Origin of the sequence: Mariniflexile fucanivorans, from assembly GCF_004341235.1 — a bacterium.
Classification (GTDB): Bacteria; Bacteroidota; Bacteroidia; order Flavobacteriales; family Flavobacteriaceae; genus Mariniflexile; species Mariniflexile fucanivorans.
In genome coordinates, this window is sequence record NZ_SLUP01000009.1 from 196,304 (window position 1) to 218,202 (window position 21,899).

The 21,899-nt window shown below is 33.6% G+C and carries 19 protein-coding genes; 9 read left to right on the forward strand and 10 right to left on the reverse strand.

From position 1 onward, the window contains the following. Positions 1-57 precede the first annotated feature (57 nt). The 5 genes from EV196_RS17370 to purN form a co-directional block, all read right to left on the reverse strand. Entirely contained in the window at positions 58-984 is a 927-nt protein-coding gene (locus EV196_RS17370) for a PfkB family carbohydrate kinase (RefSeq protein WP_132219046.1), read from the reverse strand. An 83-nt stretch (positions 985-1,067) separates the two neighbouring features. Beyond that, positions 1,068-1,568: a threonine/serine exporter family protein gene (locus EV196_RS17375; RefSeq protein WP_132219047.1), complete on the reverse strand. Its 501-nt coding sequence runs from the start codon at positions 1,566-1,568 to the stop codon at positions 1,068-1,070. 1 nt (position 1,569) lies between these two features. After that, complete coding sequence (locus EV196_RS17380) at positions 1,570-2,334, reverse strand: threonine/serine exporter family protein (RefSeq protein WP_132219048.1); 765 nt, start codon at positions 2,332-2,334, stop codon at positions 1,570-1,572. A gap of 97 nt (positions 2,335-2,431) precedes the next feature. Continuing rightward, entirely contained in the window at positions 2,432-3,073 is a 642-nt protein-coding gene (locus EV196_RS17385; protein WP_132219049.1) for a ribonuclease H1 domain-containing protein, read from the reverse strand. A gap of 43 nt (positions 3,074-3,116) precedes the next feature. Continuing rightward, positions 3,117-3,689, reverse strand: a complete 573-nt coding sequence (purN, locus tag EV196_RS17390) for a phosphoribosylglycinamide formyltransferase (RefSeq protein WP_132219050.1) — start codon at positions 3,687-3,689, stop codon at positions 3,117-3,119. A 183-nt stretch (positions 3,690-3,872) separates the two neighbouring features. On the opposite strand from purN, the gene EV196_RS17395 reads away from it, so the two are divergent. From EV196_RS17395 to EV196_RS17420, 6 genes are all read left to right on the forward strand, one after another. Further along, entirely contained in the window at positions 3,873-4,106 is a 234-nt protein-coding gene (locus EV196_RS17395) for an acyl carrier protein (protein ID WP_007647141.1), read from the forward strand. A gap of 11 nt (positions 4,107-4,117) precedes the next feature. Then, positions 4,118-5,368, forward strand: coding sequence for a beta-ketoacyl-ACP synthase II (gene fabF / locus EV196_RS17400; protein WP_132219051.1), 1,251 nt, complete (start codon positions 4,118-4,120; stop codon positions 5,366-5,368). Positions 5,369-5,375: 7 nt separating this feature from the next. Continuing rightward, on the forward strand, positions 5,376-6,116 hold the full coding sequence (gene rnc, locus EV196_RS17405; RefSeq protein ID WP_132219052.1) for a ribonuclease III: 741 nt from the start codon (positions 5,376-5,378) through the stop codon (positions 6,114-6,116). A 117-nt stretch (positions 6,117-6,233) separates the two neighbouring features. Then, positions 6,234-6,719 (forward strand): IPExxxVDY family protein, encoded by a 486-nt coding sequence (locus EV196_RS17410; protein WP_132219053.1) that lies wholly within the window; start codon positions 6,234-6,236, stop codon positions 6,717-6,719. Continuing rightward, complete coding sequence (pyk, locus tag EV196_RS17415) at positions 6,719-8,152, forward strand: pyruvate kinase (protein WP_132219054.1); 1,434 nt, start codon at positions 6,719-6,721, stop codon at positions 8,150-8,152. Before EV196_RS17410 ends, pyk begins: the two co-directional genes overlap by 1 nt. A gap of 33 nt (positions 8,153-8,185) precedes the next feature. Next, positions 8,186-9,223, forward strand: coding sequence for an acyltransferase family protein (locus EV196_RS17420; protein ID WP_165876192.1), 1,038 nt, complete (start codon positions 8,186-8,188; stop codon positions 9,221-9,223). Here the strand turns inward: EV196_RS17420 and dinB are convergent. Beyond that, on the reverse strand, positions 9,220-10,317 hold the full coding sequence (dinB, locus tag EV196_RS17425; RefSeq protein ID WP_132219056.1) for a DNA polymerase IV: 1,098 nt from the start codon (positions 10,315-10,317) through the stop codon (positions 9,220-9,222). The genes EV196_RS17420 and dinB overlap by 4 nt on opposite strands. Positions 10,318-10,397: 80 nt before the next feature. Between dinB and EV196_RS17430 the strand changes: the two genes are divergently transcribed. From EV196_RS17430 to EV196_RS17440, 3 genes are read left to right on the forward strand one after another with little or no spacing between them, the layout of a single operon-like run. Beyond that, positions 10,398-10,865: a CYTH domain-containing protein gene (locus EV196_RS17430; protein WP_132219057.1), complete on the forward strand. Its 468-nt coding sequence runs from the start codon at positions 10,398-10,400 to the stop codon at positions 10,863-10,865. A 23-nt stretch (positions 10,866-10,888) separates the two neighbouring features. Beyond that, positions 10,889-11,413 (forward strand): YciI family protein, encoded by a 525-nt coding sequence (locus EV196_RS17435; RefSeq protein ID WP_132219058.1) that lies wholly within the window; start codon positions 10,889-10,891, stop codon positions 11,411-11,413. Then, positions 11,413-12,282, forward strand: coding sequence for an endonuclease/exonuclease/phosphatase family protein (locus tag EV196_RS17440; RefSeq protein WP_132219059.1), 870 nt, complete (start codon positions 11,413-11,415; stop codon positions 12,280-12,282). Before EV196_RS17435 ends, EV196_RS17440 begins: the two co-directional genes overlap by 1 nt. 2 nt (positions 12,283-12,284) lie before the next feature. Here the strand turns inward: EV196_RS17440 and EV196_RS17445 are convergent, their stop codons facing one another. From EV196_RS17445 to EV196_RS17460, 4 genes are all read right to left on the reverse strand, one after another. Further along, the gene (locus EV196_RS17445) at positions 12,285-13,223 is read right to left on the reverse strand and encodes an endonuclease/exonuclease/phosphatase family protein (RefSeq protein ID WP_132219060.1); all 939 of its coding nucleotides are present in this window, start codon (positions 13,221-13,223) and stop codon (positions 12,285-12,287) included. Positions 13,224-13,256: 33 nt separating this feature from the next. Continuing rightward, positions 13,257-15,608 (reverse strand): penicillin-binding protein 1C, encoded by a 2,352-nt coding sequence (pbpC, locus tag EV196_RS17450; protein ID WP_132219061.1) that lies wholly within the window; start codon positions 15,606-15,608, stop codon positions 13,257-13,259. Between the two features lie 160 nt (positions 15,609-15,768). Then, a complete protein-coding gene (locus tag EV196_RS17455) occupies positions 15,769-16,080 on the reverse strand; it encodes an antibiotic biosynthesis monooxygenase family protein (RefSeq protein ID WP_132219062.1) in 312 nt (103 codons plus the stop codon). Positions 16,081-16,082: 2 nt separating this feature from the next. Next, complete coding sequence (locus EV196_RS17460) at positions 16,083-21,647, reverse strand: alpha-2-macroglobulin family protein (protein WP_132219063.1); 5,565 nt, start codon at positions 21,645-21,647, stop codon at positions 16,083-16,085. Positions 21,648-21,899: the final 252 nt, after the last annotated feature.

Genomic DNA, 21,899 nt, shown 5'->3' on the forward strand with positions numbered 1-21,899 from the left:
CTGAAATGAAAAATTAGTATTTAAATTAAAAACGCGCTCTATTTTGAGCGCGTTGGTTTATGATAATTTTATATCAAATTGCGTTAATTGTTTAAATTGCAACAATCGATTATGTACTTCTTCACTTTCTAAATTCTCCATGCGTTCAGTTCCAAATTTTTCAACAGAAAACGAGGCTAATGTTGATCCGAAAACTACAGCATTTTTCATGTTTTCAAAAGAGGTGTCGCCTGTTTTAGCTATGTAGCCAGCAAATCCACCAGCAAAGGTATCTCCAGCACCTGTTGGATCGAACACTTCTTCTAGTGGTAGAGCTGGTGCGTAAAACACATTATCATTATGAAATAATAAAGCACCGTGTTCTCCTTTTTTAATCACTACATATTTAGGTCCCATAGTATGAATTTTTCTAGCAGCTACAACCAAAGAGTATTCTCCGGTAAGTTGTCGTGCTTCTTCATCGTTTATGGTAATAACGTCTACGCGTTTCATAACGTTGTGTAAATCTTCAAGGGCGCTATCCATCCAAAAATTCATAGTGTCTAAAATAACCAGTTTCGGTTTATTAACCATTTGGTCTAATACACTAGATTGGACGATAGGATGTAGATTTCCTAACATAACTATTTCAGCATCACGATAATTTTCAGGAACTACGGGCTTAAAATCTGCAAGTGTGTTTAACTCGGTAACCAATGTGTCTCTTGAATTCATATCGTTATGATAACGACCACTCCAAAAGAATGTTTTTCCTTCCTTAACAATTTCAATACCTGAAATGTCTATATTTTTATTAGATAGAAGATCTAAATATTTTTGAGGAAAATCGCCTCCAACAACAGAAACTGCTGCCGCATCAATATTAAAATGTGAAGCTGCTAAACCAATAAATGTTGCAGCACCACCAAGAATTTTATCGGTTTTACCGAAAGGCGTTTCAATAGCATCAAAAGCTACGGTGCCAACAATTACTAATTTGCTCATGAAAGTTTTGTGATATTTTTGTGCAAATATACTATTAAACTTTAAAATTGGAAGCTATTTAGTATTCGATTTATACAGTACTTTTATTTCTTAGCTTTCTTTAGTAAAGGAATTTTAATTTGTTTTGCCGACTCTTTTCTGGTTAATAACATGGGTGCATAAACACCAAGTGTGATTGCCATTAGCACAAATAAGGTTTTGCTTCCATTAGTAACGGTATCATATAATATGGGTACAAAATCATCTGGATTAGTATTGTAAGCGAGTTTAATAAAACCTTTCATAGTGTAATAGGCAAATGAACCCGGAACCATGGGAATAACAGCAGGAATGGCGAAAATAAAAGGAGGTGAATGCTTAAAATGTGCAGCAAAAATACTAAGGAGCCCAATGACCATACAGCCAATTAAAGTGCTAAATACGATGCCTGTATAAGGTAAGAACAGCAACTTTGCCACACCACCTATAGAAGCCATTAAAAATGTGGGGATAAGTGTTCTGGTAGGAACATTAAATATAATGGCAAACCCAACAGCAGCGGTGCCGAACCAAATCCATTTTTCAATAAAGATAGTCACATCCATTTTAATTGGTATTAAATATTAAAATTGCTAATAGCAGTCCTATTGAAATAGCGAATGACACTACAATACCAATAGATGCCCTAACTAAACCATTAATAGTGTTTCCATCCAGTATATCTGTAATAGAATTAATTAATTGAATCCCCGGAATTAGATATAATATAGAAGTTATGAAAATGATATTATCATGTTGATAGGGCAAAAATAAGCCTAAAGTTCCAGCTATGGTGGCCGATGAAAAGGAAGCAATACATATGGTAAAGTATGGGTTTACTTTTTTCTTAGCTAATTCTTGTCTTAAAAATATACCTGAAAAAGCGGCAATAAAAACAAGAAGCATTTCAATAAAATTACCACCATTTAAACGGCAAAAGGAACTACAAGCAAATGCAACAACCGATAAAACTATAAACCGCGGATAATGAGGAAGTGCTTTTAATCTTTTAAGTTCCTTACTTGCTTTTTCTACTGGTAATTTTTCTTCCACAATTTGCCAGCTTAATTTGCTTAGCCCACTAACTATTTTAAAATTAGGTGTATGCGTATAGGTTTGTTTCAATTCATTGAAACACATATTGCCATTCGAGTCTTTTAGCGTAAGCATAATGGCTCTATGGGTAATTAAAAAGTCGGTTTTAAAGTTATAGCTTTTACCTATTCGCTGTATGGTAAGGCGTATGCGGTTGGTATTTGCTCCAGAACTCATTAGCATAGCGCCAATGTCTAAAAGTAATGCACCAATATCGGACGGTTGATTTTTATGCAATTTTTATGAAGGTTCTTTGTTGATGGTTTACAAATGTAATAATTTTTAACCTGGTGTAATTAAAAATAAGTAGCGACTATAAAAAGCTCCTAATTACTTATTTTCTGCCAAAATCGGCAGGAATTTCTCCCCATGCTTTGGTTTCCCACTTTACAATAACGGTTTTGTAGGTGTTTGATTTTAGCCAATTTACGGCTCTATCTACCAGTTCAAATAATATTTTGTTCTTTTCATTACGTTCTAATTTGGTGTTGCAGCTTTTCTTTTTCACCCAACTCATAGCCGTTTTGCTATCGGTGTATAAAATGCGGTCACTATTGTTTTTTTTTAGTAATGCCAACCCATGTACCAATGCTAAAAACTCACCTATATTATTAGTGCCTTCTGGAAAAGGGCCTTGAATGAACAGTTGTTTTTTAGTTTTGGTATCTACGCCACGGTATTCCATAATGCCTGGGTTACCGCTTGAAGCTGCATCAACCGAAATGGAATTATAGTTAGGTTGCCCAATTTTTTTTAGTTGAATGGAAGATAATTCACTTTTAAAATCAGTCTTTTTACCTATATAATTAAAATAATTACCTTTTGAAGCTTCTTTGGCGGCATCAAAACTTTCAAACGACTTGTATTGAGCACCTTCAAAATTGGTAATTTGTGCTTTACAATCGTTCCAAGTTTCAAAAACACCTGTTTTGTGTCCTTTCCAAACGGTATAATATTTTTTTTTCTTTTTAGACACAGATTTTACTGATTAATACGGGATTTTTTTTGGAATTTGGAATTTAATTTTTGGAATTTAACAGATCATCTACCACTTTAGGAAAGTGTTCCATCTCCAATTCGTGGATTTTTGCAGCTACATTTTCCGCAGAATCTGATGAAGTTACATTACATTTTGCTTGAAAAATGATGGCGCCTTCATCATAATGTTCATTTACATAGTGTATTGTTATGCCAGTTTCGGGTTCTTTGTTGGCTACAACGGCTTCATGAACGTACATGCCATACATGCCTTTTCCGCCAAATTTTGGTAATAATGCGGGGTGTACATTAATAACTTTATTAGGAAATTCATCCAGAATAAACTCTGGAAATTTCCATAAAAAGCCAGCCAAAACAATTAAATCGGGCTTTGAGGCTTTTAAAATATTAAGAACATCATTTGTTTTTGTGAGCGCTATTTTGTTGAAAGACAATGCGCTAACTCCAAGAGTTTTGCATCGGTCTAAAACTTTGGCATGGGGATTGTTAGTAAGCACCTGAATAACAGACGCATTTTCTCTGTTGTGAAAAAACTTGATTAAATTTTCAGCATTAGTTCCAGATCCGGAAGCAAAAATTACTATACGTTTCATTTTACAGACAAGAATGTTTAAATATTCTAACAAAAAAAAGAATAATTATTAACAATTAAGAGTTAAATTTGAAATACTTAAAAGTAATTTTAGTAAATTACCAATACATTTTTAACAGAATAGCAAATTATAAAATAAAGTTTTTTATTTTTGCGACTTAATTAAAACTTAAAATTAAATATTATGTCAGACATTGCATCAAGAGTAAAAGCGATTATCGTGGACAAATTAGGAGTTGATGAGAACGAAGTTGTAACTGAAGCAAGCTTCACAAACGATTTAGGAGCAGACTCTTTAGACACTGTAGAATTAATAATGGAATTCGAAAAAGAGTTCGATATCCAAATTCCAGACGATCAAGCTGAGAATATAGCAACAGTTGGTCAAGCTATTTCTTATATAGAAGCTGCAAAATAAGCCAAACATTTATGGAATTAAAGCGAGTTGTAGTCACGGGTTTAGGGGCTTTAACACCTATAGGCAATACCAAAGATGAATATTGGGAAGGCTTAATAAGTGGAAAAAGTGGTGCTGCGCCTATAACATATTACGATACCGAAAAGTTTAAAACGAAGTTCGCTTGCGAATTAAAAAACTTTAATGCTACCGATTTTATTGACAGAAAACTGGCCAGTAGAATGGATAAATTTACACAATACGCTATGGTGGCTGCCGATGAGGCAATTGCTGATGCTAAGTTAGATTTAGATACCATTAATAAACTACGGGTAGGTGTTATATGGGGAGCAGGTATTGGAGGTTTAGAAACCTTTCAAGAAGAAGTTTTAAACTTTGCTAAAGGTGATGGAACGCCCAGATTTAATCCGTTCTTTATTCCTAAAATGATTGCAGACATTGCGCCCGGAAACATATCCATTAAATATGGTTTTATGGGGCCAAATTACACAACGGTTTCTGCTTGTGCGTCTTCTGCAAACGCTATGTTTGATGCACTAAACTCTATACGTTTAGGGCATTGTGACGTAATTGTTACAGGAGGTAGTGAAGCAGCAGTAACCATTGCTGGAATGGGAGGCTTTAACGCAATGCATGCGCTTTCAACTAGAAACGAAAGTCCAGAAACAGCATCAAGACCATTTGATGCTACCAGAGATGGTTTTGTGCTTGGGGAAGGTGCTGGTGCACTTGTTTTAGAAGAATACGAGTATGCGAAAGCAAGAGGAGCAAAAATTTATGCTGAGTTTGTTGGAGGAGGTTTATCTTCTGACGCTTACCACATGACAGCGCCACATCCGGAAGGAAGAGGTGTTGTTGCCGTAATGAAAAATTGTTTAGAAAATGCAGGCTTAAAACCAGAAGATGTAGACCATATTAATACACATGGAACCGCTACACCATTAGGTGATGTCGCCGAGTTGAAAGCAATTTCAGAAGTTTTTGGCAGTCATGCGAAGGCTATAAACATTAATTCAACAAAATCAATGACTGGGCACTTATTGGGTGCAGCAGGAGCTATAGAGGCTATTTCGGCTATATTGGCAATGGAACATGGTATTATTCCGCCAACTATAAACCACACAACGGTTGACGAAAACATTGATCCAGAATTAAATTTAACTTTAAACAAAGCTCAAAAGCGCGATGTTAAAGTAGTAATGAGTAATACATTTGGATTTGGCGGACATAACGCTTGTGTAGTATTCAAAAAATTAGACTGAATCCCGAATGAAAAACATTCGTAACATATTAAATTCCCGTTTTAAACGCAACGGGAATTTTTTTATGGAAATAATTAACATTCTGGGGTTTAAGCCTAAAGATATTAATTTCTATAAAAAAGCCTTTACACACCGCTCAATGAACATTAAGGATAGCAAGGGAAATGCTATTAATTATGAACGATTAGAGTTTTTAGGAGATGCTATGCTAAGTGCCGTTATCGCTTCTCATTTATATCTCGAAGTACCTTCTGGAGATGAAGGCTATTTAACCAAAATGCGCTCTAAAGTAGTAAGTAGGGAGCACTTAAATGAACTTGGAAGGGAGTTAAACCTAATTGGTTTAGTAGAAAGTAAAATACCTCCCGGACAGTTTGGAGATAACATACACGGTAATTTATTTGAGGCTTTAGTAGGCGCTATTTTTTTGGATAGAGGGTATAAATACTGTGAAAAGTTTATTTACAAACGTGTTATTACACCTTATGTAGATATCGAAACCCTAGAAGGTAAAGTAATAAGCTACAAAAGTTTATTGATAGAATGGTGCCAAAAAGAGAAAAGAACATTTGGGTATAATGTATATGAAGATACCGGAAATGATGAAGTAAGACATTTTTCGGTTAAATTATCTATAGATAATAAAGTTGTTTCCAAAGCAAGAGCCACTTCAAAGAAAAAAGCTGAAGAAAAAGCTTCAAAACGTGCTTTTTTTGTGTTCCAAAACAAAATGTCTAAAATGCTTTAGAACGATTTAATCGGGCCATTTAACTATAACGTTTTAGTTATTATTCATGCTAAGATTCATGTAACTTATACAATGGAATGTTTTTAAATGCTATCTTTACAACGTTTAATATAAGTTATGGCAGTACACAAACTTATTCTAGATGATTTTTTTGAAGAGGTAGAAGGCACTTTAATAGCAATTCATTGTACCATTGAAGATTATCGTTTAGCATATCTTCTAAATAAGCATTTGAGTATCAATCTTACTCGAAGAAAATCAAATTTAGATTTTAGTTTTAATAATGCCACATATTCAATTTTTGAATGGGAAGATTCTAAACAACTTACAACTTGGAGTTTAGTATCCAATATTTGTAAAACGGAAACTTATAAACCAGATAATTTCAATTCTCTATTTAATACAGAAGAAAAATTAACAAAAACAACATATTTAGTACCAGAACATAAGGCTGTTAACTATTTTTTAAAAATAGATAACGAATTCAATTTAAGTGAAGAAAAACTTATTTTAAATAAAATATTAGAAATACAACAAGTAGCAACAGCCTTTAGTATTGATATTAATCAATTAAAATCAAAAGACAATTTAATTTTTAACTAATGCCATTAAGAAAAAAAACCAAGATAGTAGCTACATTAGGTCCCGCTACAAGCACAAAAGAAGTATTAAAAGGAATGCTAGAAGAAGGTGCTAATGTATTTAGAATTAACTTTTCTCACGCCGATTATAAAGACGTAGCAGAACGTATAAAAATGATACGAGAACTAAATGAAGAATTTGGTTTTACTGCTGCTATATTAGCCGATTTACAAGGACCTAAACTTCGTGTTGGGGTAATGAAAGAGGAAGTTGAAGTAAACCCAGGTGATGAAATAATATTTGCAACAGGTGAACGATTTGAAGGTACAAAAGACCGCGTTTACATGACCTACGATAGGTTTCCTCAAGATGCAAAACCAGGTGAGCGTATTCTTTTAGACGATGGAAAATTAATTTTTGAAGTGGTTTCAACCGACGGAAAAACTGAGGTTAAAGCCAAAGTAATTCAAGGAGGCCCATTAAAATCTAAAAAAGGAGTAAACTTACCAAACACAAACATTTCACAACCTGCCTTAACCGAAAAAGACATAGAAGATGCTATTTTCGCTATAAGTCAAGATGTAGATTGGATGGCTTTATCATTTGTGCGTCATGCAGAAGACTTAATTCAACTACGCGATTTAATAGAAAAGCATAGTGATCATAAAATTCCTATTATAGCAAAAATCGAAAAACCTGAAGCTGTTACGAATATAGATGCTATTGTAGCAAATTGTGATGGTTTAATGGTGGCTCGTGGCGATCTAGGTGTAGAAGTTCCTGCTGAAGAAGTGCCACTTATCCAAAAGCAATTAGTGTTAAGAGCTAAAAAAGCTAGAATACCAGTAATTATTGCAACCCAGATGATGGAAACTATGATTACTAGTTTAACACCAACCCGTGCAGAAGTAAACGACGTTGCAAACTCTGTAATGGATGGTGCTGATGCCGTAATGCTTTCAGGGGAAACATCTGTGGGTGAATATCCAGTTCAGGTTATAAAACAAATGGCAAATATTTTAAAAAATGTTGAAGATTCACCATTAATTAAAGTACCTCAATTAGCACCACATATTCGTACCAATCGTTTTATAACAAAATCTATTTGTTATCATGCGGCTATAATGGCAAACGAAATCGATGCTAAAGCCATTTCAACCTTAACGAATAGTGGTTATACTGCATTTCAAATTTCGGCTTGGAGACCTTCTTGTCATATTTTAGTCTTTACATCAAACAAGCGTATCTTAACTCAATTAAGTTTACTTTGGGGAGTTAAAGCATTCTTTTATGACAAATTCGTATCTACTGATCAAACTGTAGGTGATATTAATAGATTAGCAAGAGACAATGGATATGTATCTAAAGGAGATATGGTAATTAGTTTAGCCTCCATGCCAATTGCAGAAAAAGGTATGGTTAATACGTTACGTGTTAGAGAGATTACAAATTAAGGTTTTTAACTTCAGATAATCTCTAACCGGCTTTTGAATAAAATTAACACCAATAATTTCGATTTTTTAAGAGTTGTTTTTGCTACCACAGTAGCAATTGCCCACATGATAGGATTAGCTGAAATTGAATTGTTTCAACCTTACCAAATATATTTTAATACCCGTTTAGCAATAGACGGGTTTTTTGTTATTAGTGGGTTTTTAATTGCAAAAAGTTACGAAAACACTAATAGTATAAAAGAATATTTATTTAGAAGAATAAAAAGAATTGTGCCTGCTTATTTTTTTGTGATTATACTTTCTGCAATATTTTTTTCATTAATTTCCACTTATTCAATTAATCAGTATTTTTTTAGTGGTGAATTTTGGAAGTATCTATTAGCTAACTTAACATTTCAAAATTATTTGCAACCTTGTCTTCCTGGGGTTTTTACCACTAATTTAATTTGTGCAGTAAATGGAGCGCTCTGGACTATTAAAATAGAGGAGGCTTTTTATTTGTTAGTGCCTGTTTTTTACTGGTTAGTTAAGAGTAAAAGAGTAAATATATATTTTTTGAGTGCCATCGTTTATTTAATTTCTGTAGCTTATTTTAATTATTTTGTTTCTATAGATAATTATCGCATCGCTAAGCAATTGCCAGGTGCATTAGCTTTTTTTGTAGTTGGAATTATGTTTTATAGAAATTTCTCATTCTTATTAAAGTATAAACATTATATAATTTTACCTTGTTTAATATTGTTTTTAGTTGAGCAATATGTGTTTGAAACTCAATATTTAAAACCAATTGCTTATGGTTTTATGGTCTTTTATTTTGCTTATAGCTTTAAATGGTTGAATAATTTTGGTAAATATGGAGATTTCACATATGGTATTTATATTTATCATTTTCCAATAATTCAACTAGTTGTTTATTATGGATTTTTTAATATTTATAATCCAGTTTTAACAAGTGTTTTTGTATTGCTGGTTACGCTTGTTTTTGCTGTTTTATCTTGGCACTTTCTTGAATTAAGATTTCTTTCAAAGAACAGGAAAATGAGACAAAAAGAATTAATTTCAGTTAATTAAAATCCAAACTTTAGTTGAACGCTTACACTTTTTTGTTCAATTACTTTTTTTGTTTCAGTATTTAGATTGGATAAGCTAATACCTAATAAACGCACCGAGTTATTTAATCTTTCTTGATAAAGCAAATCTTTTGCGGTATCTAATATTAATGCTTTATCGCTAATAAAATAGTGCAATGTTTTGCTTCTGGTCTGTAAGGTAAAATCGCTGTATTTTATTTTTAAAGTCACTGTTTTTCCAGAAACCTTGCTTTTTGCTAACCTACGGGAGACTTCACTAGCTATCTGTTCAAGTTTTTCAAGCATAAACACTTCGCTCGATAAATTTTCGCTAAAGGTACGTTCGGCAGCTAAACTTTTCCTAATACGGTTGGGTTTCACTTCACTAGTATGGATCCCTCTTACCACATAATAATAATAACTACCAGATTTCCCAAAATGTGAATCTAAATATTCAAGGGATTTTAACTTTAAATCATTTCCAGTAAAAATACCTAATTGATACATTTTTTCGGCAGTTACTTTACCAACCCCATAAAATTTTCGAATATCAAGTGCTTCTAAAAAACCAATAACTTCTTCGGGGTTCACCGTTTTTTGTCCGTTAGGTTTATTGTAATCACTAGCAACTTTAGCTACAAATTTGTTTATAGAAATGCCTGCTGATGCTGTTAAGCCTAATTCATTAAAAATACGCGCTCTAATTTCTTGTGCAATTAATGAGGCGCTTGGGTTTCCTTTTTTATTATTGGTAACATCTAAATAAGCTTCATCCAACGATAATGGCTCCACTAAATCGGTATAATCAAAAAATATTTTTCTAATTTTTTTTGAAATTTCAGTATAACGCTCAAAATTTGGTTTTACAAAAATAAGTTCAGGACATAATTTAATGGCTAAATTTCCGGCCATGGCACTTCTTACACCAAATTTTCTGGCTTCATAACTTGCAGCACTTATAACACCACGTTTACCACCACCACCAACAGCAACTGGTTTACCTTTAAGTTCTGGGTTGTCCAGTATCTCTACAGAAGCATAAAATGCATCCATATCAACATGAATAATTTTTCGTATTGGTAAATCGCTCAACATACCGTAAATTTAGGCATTAAATGCCATTTTTGTAGTGGTACTTTCAACAAGTAATTTAGTTAAAATAGTTAGGATAATAAATGGTAGAAATTGAACGTAAATTTTTGGTAAATTCAAGCATATACAAAGAGCAGGCTTTTAAAAGTACTAGAATTATTCAAGGGTTTTTAAATACACACAAGGAGCGAACGGTAAGAATTCGGCTGAAAGGAAACAAAGGTTTTTTAACCGTAAAAGGCGTGTCTACTACTGATGGTTTATCGCGATTTGAATGGGAAAAAGACATTTTGATAGAAGAAGCCGAGGCCCTTTTAAAACTTTGTGAACCAGGAATTATTGGTAAAACCCGTTATGAAGTTAAAACAGGAAAGCATACATTTGAAGTAGATGAATTTTTTGGTGATAATGAAGGATTGGTTATTGCTGAAGTTGAATTAGGATTCGAAAATGAAAATTTTGAAAAACCCAATTGGTTAGGTGAAGAAGTTACTGGCAATATAAAATATTACAATTCGCAGTTAAGTAAAAAACCATTTAAAACATGGTAACGTACATTATAAAAACAGAACAAATGAAAAAAGCAATAGTAATATGTTTTACAATTTTAACAATTGTTTCATGTAGAAAAGTAGAAAAAGAGACCTCGGTGACCAATGAAGAAATTAAGGACACCATTGTTTCTGAAGGTATAGAAAAACCCATTGAAAAGTCAAGGAAACAAATAAAAGAAGAACTCGCTGCAAAAGGTTTTAAAACCTATGATTATGTTGATGAAGAAACAAAAGACACCATTTTAATGCAACAATACTTTATGGCTTTTTTAAAAAATGGGTCTATTCGATCACAAAACGAAGAAGAAGCAGAGATTTTACAGCAAGAACATTTACAACATTTAAACAAAATGTACGAGCTGGGATATGCGGATATTTCTGGAGCTTTTGGAGACAATAGCACTATTCGTGGTATCACTATTTATAATGTGCCAACCCTAAAAATGGCCGATAGTTTAGCAAATGCAGACCCTATGGTAAAGGCTGGGCGTTTAGTTATAGAAATACGCCCTTGGTGGGCAGCAAAGGGACGTCCGCTTAGATAATGCTTAAAGTTTTAAAAATTCTTTATTGGATTATAAATGTTGTTATAATTACAGCCTTATTAATTTTACATTTCGTAATAAAGGAGGCTGGTTATAAAGAATCGTTACTTTACTATTCGCTTCCGCTTCCGTTAATATTAGTGGTGGTTTTATTATTATCTGTTTTTCTTAGAAAAAAAAAGTACCATTTAATATTAGCTGCTACGTTATTAATTATTTGGTTGGGTAGAAGTTTTAAAATTCATCTTCCAGAAACTATTAAAGATAACGATTTTGAAGTTGTTTTTTGGAATGCATCTAGGGATAATGGTTTTGAGGAAGCTTTTAATGAAAGTGAAAGTATGCCAGATGTATTTGTTTTGGTGGAATCTCAAAAAAATGACCTAGAAAAACTTCAATTAAAATATCCTAAGTATTTTTTTTATAGGTTGAAACGGGAAATATATGTTTTTTCTAAAACGGAAGTAGATGTTGTAAATGAGACGATATCTAATTTCAGTTCATCTGTTATCAATTTTAAAACAAAAGGGATTAACTTTTATGCTGTTGATGTTTCTGGTAGTACCGATGTGCCACGCAACTGGGAATTAAGTTTTGTGAATGGTTTAATATCTACTAACCAAAAAACTATTGTTTTAGGTGATTTTAATGTGCCTTTTGAATCTAAATATTTGAACCAAATGAAAACTGAATTTAACCACGCCTTTAATGAAAAAGGTAATGGTTTTAGAGAAACATGGTTTTGGAATTTACCCTTACTTTCCTTAGATCATATATGGGTTTCTAAAGATTTGGAAATTTTAAAAACACAAAAAATCAATACGTTTAAATCAGATCATAGTATGCTGAAAACCTATGTGAGAAATTAATTTTATAACTTCAATTGTATCCACATAGGCCTGTGGTCCGACATATAATATTTCAAATATTTTTTAAAATTGGGCACGCTACTTTCCCATAAATCTGGAAAAATAGCGGTATCAAAATCAAAAACGCCATTAGCTGTAATTTTAGATTTTAAAGAAGGTAAAAAAGCTATTTGGTCGTATTGTTTATCATCATTAATGTTTGAATATACTTGTGTAGAATGGTCTGGAAGTTTCAAGCCTCGCTGCATCAAAGCATCATAAGTTTGGTCGCCTTGTTCAATTTTAGGAATATTGAAATCGCCCATAGTAATAATGTTTTTTGAGAATGCATATTTTGAATTTTTCCGTAAATCTGCATAACGTGAAATAGCATAGGCTTCTAAGGAACGCCTTTCAACATCGGCTTTTTTTTCACTTCCAAAAAAGGAATGTACGCTTATAAAAATAAGTTTATGGTTTTTCCATTGAAAGGAACATAGATAAGGCGTTCTATCAAAACCCGTAAATTTTGTTTTTACACCATCTAGCTTTATGTATTTATAATCTTTAGGAGGAATTGCTACTTCGGCAACTAATTGTAATCTGTCTATTTTTTTATTGTCGAAAATAAAAGCAGACCGTTCATTATTGCCTCCTGCATCCGAAAAAATTAAATCGTAATGATTTGGCAATTCAAGTTCAATATTATTTAATCCTTCCAGATTGTCGTTTGTCTCTTGAATCGCTATAATATCGAACCAGCTAATTATTTCAGCTAACATTTTATAATGCTCGTTCCAACGTTTTTGCAAGCCTAAGTTAGCAATATTCCAAGTAGCAATTAAAAGCTTATCGCTTGTTTTTTCTGGAATGTGGCGTTTAGTTTTATGTTTTTTTAAGTTTTCAATTTCGATATTAACATCAAAATTATAAACAAAATTTGGTTTAGGGAACGCTGGCATAATGTAATAGTTTGTTCTTCATAAAGTTACATTTTATTTTGAAATACTAAACTTTCTTTTTACTTCATTTCCAAATTCATCAACAACTGTTATAAGGTGATCTCCTTCTCTGGGAACGACTGATAATTCATGAATATCTTTTGTACTTCCAATATAGGCATTATCAATATACCAAAATAAGGTAGCTTCTGGTTTGGAATGGGCTATTTTAAGGATTAAATCATTTACTTTTTCATCAAAATCTTTTGCTAAAAATATATGGTTATTTTCCTCTGGATAAATAAATTCCATAGTAATAATGCTCTCTCCCAAACAATCACTTCTAAATTTTGGCAATGGCCTGTAAAACGGATTTTTTGCTTTATAATAGTATGCCATTAACGGAGGTAACACAAACCATGATTTATTATGAATGTTACTCAAATTTTCACAGGACGTATTTACCTGCAATGTTTCTGTATTATCTACATGAATTAGAACATGAAACGGACATGGTCTCGTTTTTAACCCACTTAATTGAATAAATTTTGTTTCAACGTCATCACAATTTTGAGATGCTCTGTATCCACTTTTTTTGCAGATTTCTACTTCCTGCATCTCATCAAAAGGTTTTGAAAACCAATTGGTTTTAGGTAATAGATTAAAAACATCAAACAAAATAGGGGCAGCAGCTTGCACACCAACCAAACCAGGTCTACCTTCGCCATCGGCATTTCCAACCCAAACACCTACCACATAATCTTTGGTGGTTCCAATAGCCCAAGCATCTCGAAAGCCAAAACTAGTACCTGTTTTCCATGCTATTTGCTTGGACCCATCAAAAAATTCCCAATTTTCATCGCCTTCGGGTCTGTTTACTTCTTTTAAACTTTCATAAGTTAAATAGATGGAAGCGGCATCAAAAAGTGTTTTTTCGGTCGATTTTTTTCCGAAGTCAAGCGTTTTCGATGCAAGAAATGTAGGTTCGCAAAATTCATTGGAATAATATTCACTAGAAGTTTCAGAAAAATGATTTAAGGTGGACGATAAGGCGGCGTAACTTTTGCACAAATCCCACAAATTGCTTTCGGCACCTCCTAAAATAAGTGATAAGCCATAATGATTGGCGTCGTATTTTAAATCTTTAAGTCGCAGTGTTTTTAAATAATGGTAAAATCGATCCAATCCAAATTCTTGAAGCATGCGTACCGAAGGCACGTTTAACGAGCGTGACAAGGCTCTACTTGCTGGAACAGCGCCATCATAGGTTTGGTTATAATTTTCGGGGTTGTAGCTTCCAAATTGCGTAGGCACATCGGCAACTAATGTGTTTTGTAAAATATCGCCCGAATCAAGCATGGCTGTGTATAAAAATGGTTTTAAAATACTGCCCGTACTACGTGGTTTATCTATAACATCTACATCTTTTTGGTGTGCTTTATCGGTGGGTGTATTTCCAACATAAGCTAACACTTTTCGGGTTTTTATATCTAAAACCAAAACGGCGGCGTTATAAATTTCATTTTGACTTAATTGATTGTAATGACTTTGAACAATCAAGTTGACACGTTCTTGCAAGCGCACATCTATAGTGGTTTGAATGTGTTTTCCGTTATATGTTTTTGAAACTTTTTGAAGTAAATGCGGTGCTATTTGAGGTAACGGATATGGTTTTTCTGGAATATCTTCTGCAATTGATAATTGATAAGTTAATTTATCAATCACACCATTTTGAAAAAGCTTTTTAAGAAGTAAGTTCCGTTTTTTAAGCAACTGCTCATGGTTTTTCCCTGGGTAAATTAAACTAGGAGCATTTGGTAACACAGCAAGTAAGGCGCTTTCTGCCCACGAAAGTTGGTTGGCACTTCTGTTAAAATAGCGCCAAGAAGCAGCATCTAACCCAACCACATTTCCCCCGAAAGGGGCATTACTACTGTAATAAGCTAAAATTCGCTTTTTTGAAGCTCTAAATTCTAATCGTGTAGATAGTACAATTTCAATGGCTTTTTCAAAATACGTACGTTTTTTGTTTTTTCGGGATAAGCGAATTACTTGCTGTGTTAAGGTGCTGCCACCACGTTTTACATTGCCAGATTTAAGATTATCTCGTAATGCTTTGAAAATAGAGATAGGATTGAACCCCGGATGTTTGTAAAAATACTCATCTTCAAATTGAATAATACAGGTTTCAAACTTTTTAGGAACTTTGTCGTTTTGCGGAAAGCGCCATTGTCCGTCTGTTGCTATTTGAGCCCCTAAAAGTTCCTTGTTTTTACTGGTAATTACGGTAGCGGTTGGGTCTTTAAAAAGCTGCCACGGTAAACAGAAATAATAGGTAATTAAAACAACTAGAATTACTGTCGATTTAATTTTGTTGCGTTTTATGTAGGCTTTTATTTTGTTCATAGTATTGGAAGACCTCACTGGGTTTTAAAACCTGTGAGGTCTAAACTTTAAAATATCATTGCGAGTAGAAACGATATCGCAATCTGTTTATTTACCTGTGAAATATTTAATTTTAAAGATTACTTCAGTCATGCTTCCTTCGTAATGACGTTACTTGTTTTTATTTATTAAATTCATACTCACGTTCAACTTTACAAATTCTCACATTATACCAACTGTACCAATCCTGTCGCCCTTTTTGTTGTGCCACCAAATGGTCCGTTTGTTGCTTCCAATTTTTTATGGCTTCTAAGCTTTCCCAATAACTAGCGGTAATACCAACAGCATTTCTGGCACTATCCATACCCAAATAGCCCTTTTGTTGTTTTGCTAAAGTTTCCATTTTTTCTGCCATATCGCTATATCCTTCAATGTTTTCTTTTTGGGTTGAAGTGAAAATAACTGCGTAATAGGGTTTGAAGGCTTCTTTCATTTTTATTTTTCAACCGTTATCCATTGTCCTTTTGTTCTTACTAAAAAGTCGTTATCATACATCGCTTCTGCTTGAATCCCAGGTAAATAATAGGTTCCCAAATAGGATGCATTTAACATTACATTAAATGTTTTAGTATTATATTTTCCTTTTTGTGATAAATCGAAATAGAAATTCACACGGTCGTCGCGTATGTCTGTATATCGTGCTTGACTTGTAACAGTATCGCCAAAATCTGTAAAACGTGTATTTACAATTTCCCATCCTGAAGGGAAAATTTGAGTTAAAGCTACATTTTGTATATCATAATCTTTAAGATTGCTTACACTTACTGAAGCAACAAAATCTTGACCTTGCTGTAATTTTGAAATATCAATCTTATTCCCTTTTAAGTCCTTATAAATCACAGAAACACTTAACCCACGTTGTTCGGCTATTTCTTCACCTAAAGGTAATTTGCCAGAGTTTAAAACTCGTACATACACCACATTGTCTTTGTTATTTGTGAAGGTTAGCGCATTGTTGCCTTCAATAATTTTTAAAGAACGTTGCGCAATAGCACTTTTAGACGTTATCGTTTCTATTTTTCCATTTAAGGTATAGCTTACGCTTAATGCTTTACCACCGTTTGCTTTTACCATTTTAGCCATGGCTAATAAACTATAGGCAGTGGTTTGAGTACTCATCCATCTATCGCTGGATAAATCTTTTGCAATGGTTTCAGCAAGTTCGCGCATTTTAGAACTTTTGGTAAGCACCATCGTTTCTAAAGCCATCGCTCTATTTCTGTCAACCGAACCATACGAGTAATAATTATATTTTTGTGGTTGAAAATTGATATTTGCCTTTTGCGAAATTTGAGTACTTGCTTCCTTCTGTCCTGCTAAAGCATAGGCTGCTGCAAGTCGCCATTTGCCTTCATTGGATATTTCGGTAAACTCACGTAATCGGTTCATGGCTGCTAAATCGGCATTTCCAGCTAATGCCAAGGTGTATAATCTGTAAGCTTGTGCCAAATCGGAATTATAACTTCTATAACTTGGACGCCAATCTCTAGCAGCTTGCTTTTGGTAACGCAACCAATTCGTTTTAAAAGTTAAAGGTAAAACAAAGCCTTTCTTTTCGGCCTCCAGCATGAAATGACCAATGTAACTTGTAGACCAATCATCGGCAGTTGTTTCACCCATCCAATAACTCATACCACCGTTTGGTTGTTGAAAATGTCCTAAACGTGTAATGCCGTTTTTAATATTACTTTCAATCGCTTGTTTTTTATCATACGTTAAATCGAAAATATCATTTAAAAATAACTGCGGAAACACGCTAGACGTTGTTTGTTCTGCACACCCATGAGGATATTGAATTAAATATTCCAATCGGCGAGTAAAATCCATTGGAGGTAAAGTTGAAAATTCTATGGTTGCCGAATTTGTTCCTGTTACTCCAAAGGTTGAAAAATCAAGCGTTTCGTTGGCATTCGCATTTAATGTTTCATCAAGCGATTTAGATGTTATTGGATTAGGATTCACCACATCCAATTCTACTTTGTAAGTGGATTTTTCACCATTCCCAGTCGCAATAACTTCCACCGTATTGATGCCTTTTGCTTTGCTTACATCCAATTCAAAATAGGTTATTTCTTCATCAGGTCTGGCAAATGACAGATTTTTTATTTTCTCCCCAATTATGGAAATTCCATTGCTTAATTTCAGACTAATGGTTACGTTTTTCACTTTGTTTTCCATCGCAAAAACAGTCACTGGGAGTGTTACTTTTTCACCTGGGCTTAATTTCCGCGGAAGCGTTGCCAATACCATTAATGGTTTTTTAACCTCAACCGATTTGTCGGTGCTTCCATAGGCTTTGGTGGTTGGGTTTCCAGCAATCACCATCGTTCTTACAGCACCAATATAATTCGGTAATTTGATGTTGTGTTTTTTTGTTTCACCTGCTTTTAATGTAAAAGGCCCCAAATAAGTAACAACAGGTTTAAAACGGTTTGCTTTTTTGTTTTTTCCTGCGGCAGCACTACCATCGCCACCAATAGCAAATACTTGATCTATGCTACCAGAATATGCCCCAATAACATCATCAAAAACATCCCAAGTTTTTACACCTAAAGCTTCACGTGCATAAAATTCATCCCAAGCATTTGGTGTTTTAAAACGTGTTAAGTCTAATAAACCTTCTTCAACCACAGCAACGGTATAGGTCATCGCTTTTTTGTTTTTTTCTGAAACATACACATCAAAAGCCTGTTCTGGACGTAATACTTCAGGCATTTTTATTTGAGGTTGTAATATGGTGCTTGGGTCTTCAACCATAAGCGGAATAATGCCATATAGGCGAATGGGTAAATCGTTTGCTGTGATGGCATGTGGTTGTAATAATGAAATATTGATGAATACGTTTGGTGCCATTTCTGAAGTTACAGGAATTTCAACAGTCGTTTCACCTTGTCGGGTTTTTACCCATTTGAAACTTAAAACTTCAGTACCATTTTCAACACTTACCAAGGCACGACCTTCACTACCCGATTTGAATTTAATTTTAGCTGTTTCTCCAACATTATACTGTTCTTTATCTGCTGAAAAAACCAACATTTTTGCGGCTTCTTTATCGCCTGCAGGCACATACCAATTTTTATAAAAATAGGCGGTTTGCCCTGTGGCATGACCACTTTCAGTATCTGTAACTCGTATTAAATAGCGACCACGTTGGTTTTCTGGGATATTTAATTTGAAACTTGCTTTTCCGTTAGCATCGGTATTTACTTTAGTGTCGTAAAATGGTTTATGGTAGCTGCTTGATACGTAGCTAGACAGATTATCATAAGATGAATTCCACCACCAGCGCCATTCAATTTTATACACTTTAACCTCAACATTATTGCGTTTTACGGGTTTGCCATTGGCATTAACCACAACCACATCAAAAGTTTGATTTTCATCTGTAAAGAATGATCCATAATCATTGCCTTTAGGAGCACGCAATCCAACAAACGATTCGTAGGGTGCATATTGTTTAGTGAAAGCATCCATAGAGAAATCACCACCATTTTCGAAAGCTCGGGCTAAAAACTGAACATTCAACATGCCCGGAGCATTTTTGCTGATTTCTAATTTTTTATCAATTTTTGCTAAACCATCTGCATCAACAGTGCCTTCAAATACTGTGATTTCTTCAGTCTCAAATTGTTTTGTTGGGTCATTAAAAACGTAGCCTTTGTAGTTTTTAAAGGATGTTGTAGCGCTACTAAATTTCGCTTTTATCTCCGCTTTTAAATTTTTACCGGGCGCACCATGAAGCCATTTCACATCTAAAGTTCCTTTTAATGGCTCTTTTTTAGTAAGAATTTCGTTTTCAAAATCAATCTTTATTTTTAAGCGATTGGGTTTAACAGTTTCAATTTTTAAATCTTTGTAAAATGTTGCGCCTCCAAGAGACACTTTAGCTTTGTAATTTCCTGTTTTATCTTCGGAAGCCGTTGGAACCGTAAATTTGTAGAAATTATTAACGGTGTAACTTGTTACATTTTTATAGACTAGTTTACCATAAGGATCTGTAATTTCCATTTTAACGGGATGTCCTTTTGGTAAGGGGTTGGCAAAATCGTTTAAAATAAACGTTAAATGAAGTGTGTCTCCAGGTCGCCAAACACCACGTTCACCATAAATGTAGCCTTTAAGTCCGCGTTGTAATTTGTTACCTGAAACATCGAATTTACTTAACGATAGCGAGTTACCATCTGCAAGTTTTATGTAGGTTTTATTTTTGCCTTTAGAAACAATGGCAAATGCAGCGTTTTTATTTAAATCAATCAAGATTAATCCATCATTATCAGTTACGGCGCTAGCTATTTCTTGTTGTTGAAAATTGTAAAGTTTAACAGTAGCACTCGCCTCTGGATCGGTAGTTAGTATGTTGGTAACTGCAAAATAATATGAATTATTTGCGCCTTGTTTTACAACAACCCCAATATTTGAAGCTAATAAATTTTGAGATACTACTTTAGATTCGTTGTAGTACGCATCATGGCACGGGTTGTTTTCTTCACGCCAGTTATAGCTGTAATTTTTGTAGCGATAGGTTAAGTTATCCCAATAGGCTTCTTCGCGCAATTCTTCATCTTCTGGTGTGGTGCTTTCGGTATAATCTTCTTCAATGTATTCATCTTCATAATAACCCTCTTCTTCGTTTTCAGAGTTTGAAATAGTTGTGTTTCCATCACAATTATATAAAGAATAGTCTTTGTTAAAACTTAATTCTACACGGTAAATAGCACCCGGATCTGCTTTGAAAAATTTAGATAAATCAATGCTATAAGCTTTCCATTTTCCTGTGTTTTCTACTTCAGATTGTAGTTGAATGGTTTGTTTTGCAATACGGCGACCAACTTGTCTAACATTATAAGAATTAGCAGCATTCAAATCATTATCCTGTAAAAACTGAAGCACATTATCTTCAAAAATTTTAATGATTCTAACATCAACTGCTTTTAAATTAACCGCTTCAAAATTGAACTTTAGTTCTTGTGAATTTGGCAAAATAGTACCATTCGTTAGTAATTTTACCTGAGGCTTTAATTCTTCAAAAGCAATAAGCTCAGAAAACGGTTTTTTAAGTTTGAAACCATCGGTATTGGCGATTCCTTGAAATATATCAACCTGTATATTACCTGTTAATCTGCTATCTGGATATATTTTTAACACATTCCCATCTATCACATATTTTGGGTTTTTCACACCTTGAAGCGTTACCAAACCATCAAAATTTTGTTGTTTTTTTAAAGGATCGGAAAAGTTAATGGATAAACATTGCTCGGGTGCGTGGATCACTTCCACATTTACAATGGTGAAATTGTTAATACCCGGTATAAACACTTTGTTTTCGCCTTGGTTATCTGCTTTAATGGCACTACCATCCCATTTTACTAAGACTTCACTATCATCAATTTTTCTGTGGATACTATCAATTTTAAACTCAAATATTCTGGAATGATCGTTTGCTTCGTTAAATGCAATGGATAATTTTTTATCAGCTTGAAACGCTTCCACTAATTTTTTGGCGTCTGTAAGCGAAATGACATCTGCCGAACGAAGTACCGCTTCTAAATATTGCCAATTTTTACTATACGATTGTAAATTATTGGTAACAATACTAAAATTTGGAGTAATGGTTTTAAACTGAAACGTGTATGTTTCAAAGTCTTTGGGTACTTTTTTATAAATCTCATCTAATTTTACTGTAACCGTATATTCGGTTGATGGTTCTAAATACTCATCGGGTATAAAAAGAAGTGCATGGTTGTTTGCAACGGTTAATTTACCTTCAATATGCGGTGTAACGGATACAATAGCTTCGGATATTTCTTTACCCATTTCCCACCCAGAAACTTCTTTAGCTAAACTTATTTCAACGGGTTCTGCTACCGAAACCAAACCACTCGTAGTATAGCTTATATATTCCCTAAACTTGAATAAATTATCGGTTTCAACTTCTTTATCTTTACAAGAGATGGCTAATGTAACTAAGACTAAAACAGTGAAAAGTTTTTTTAATGACATAGGTTGGAGGTATTTGATGAATGAAATTTACCAAAAATAAATTGTAGATATTTACTTGCAGACAAAAGCACATTCAAAATTTGAAGTTTAGATGGTTTATTTGAAATTTTTCTTAAAGTTACATTTTTTAAAAAAGCGACAACAAAACAAAATAACTATTTATTATAATTTTTAGGCAAGTGTAATTTTTATCGATGAATACAAATAGGCTATCATCATTAAATTGAACGTTTATTATGAGCTAAGCTATTT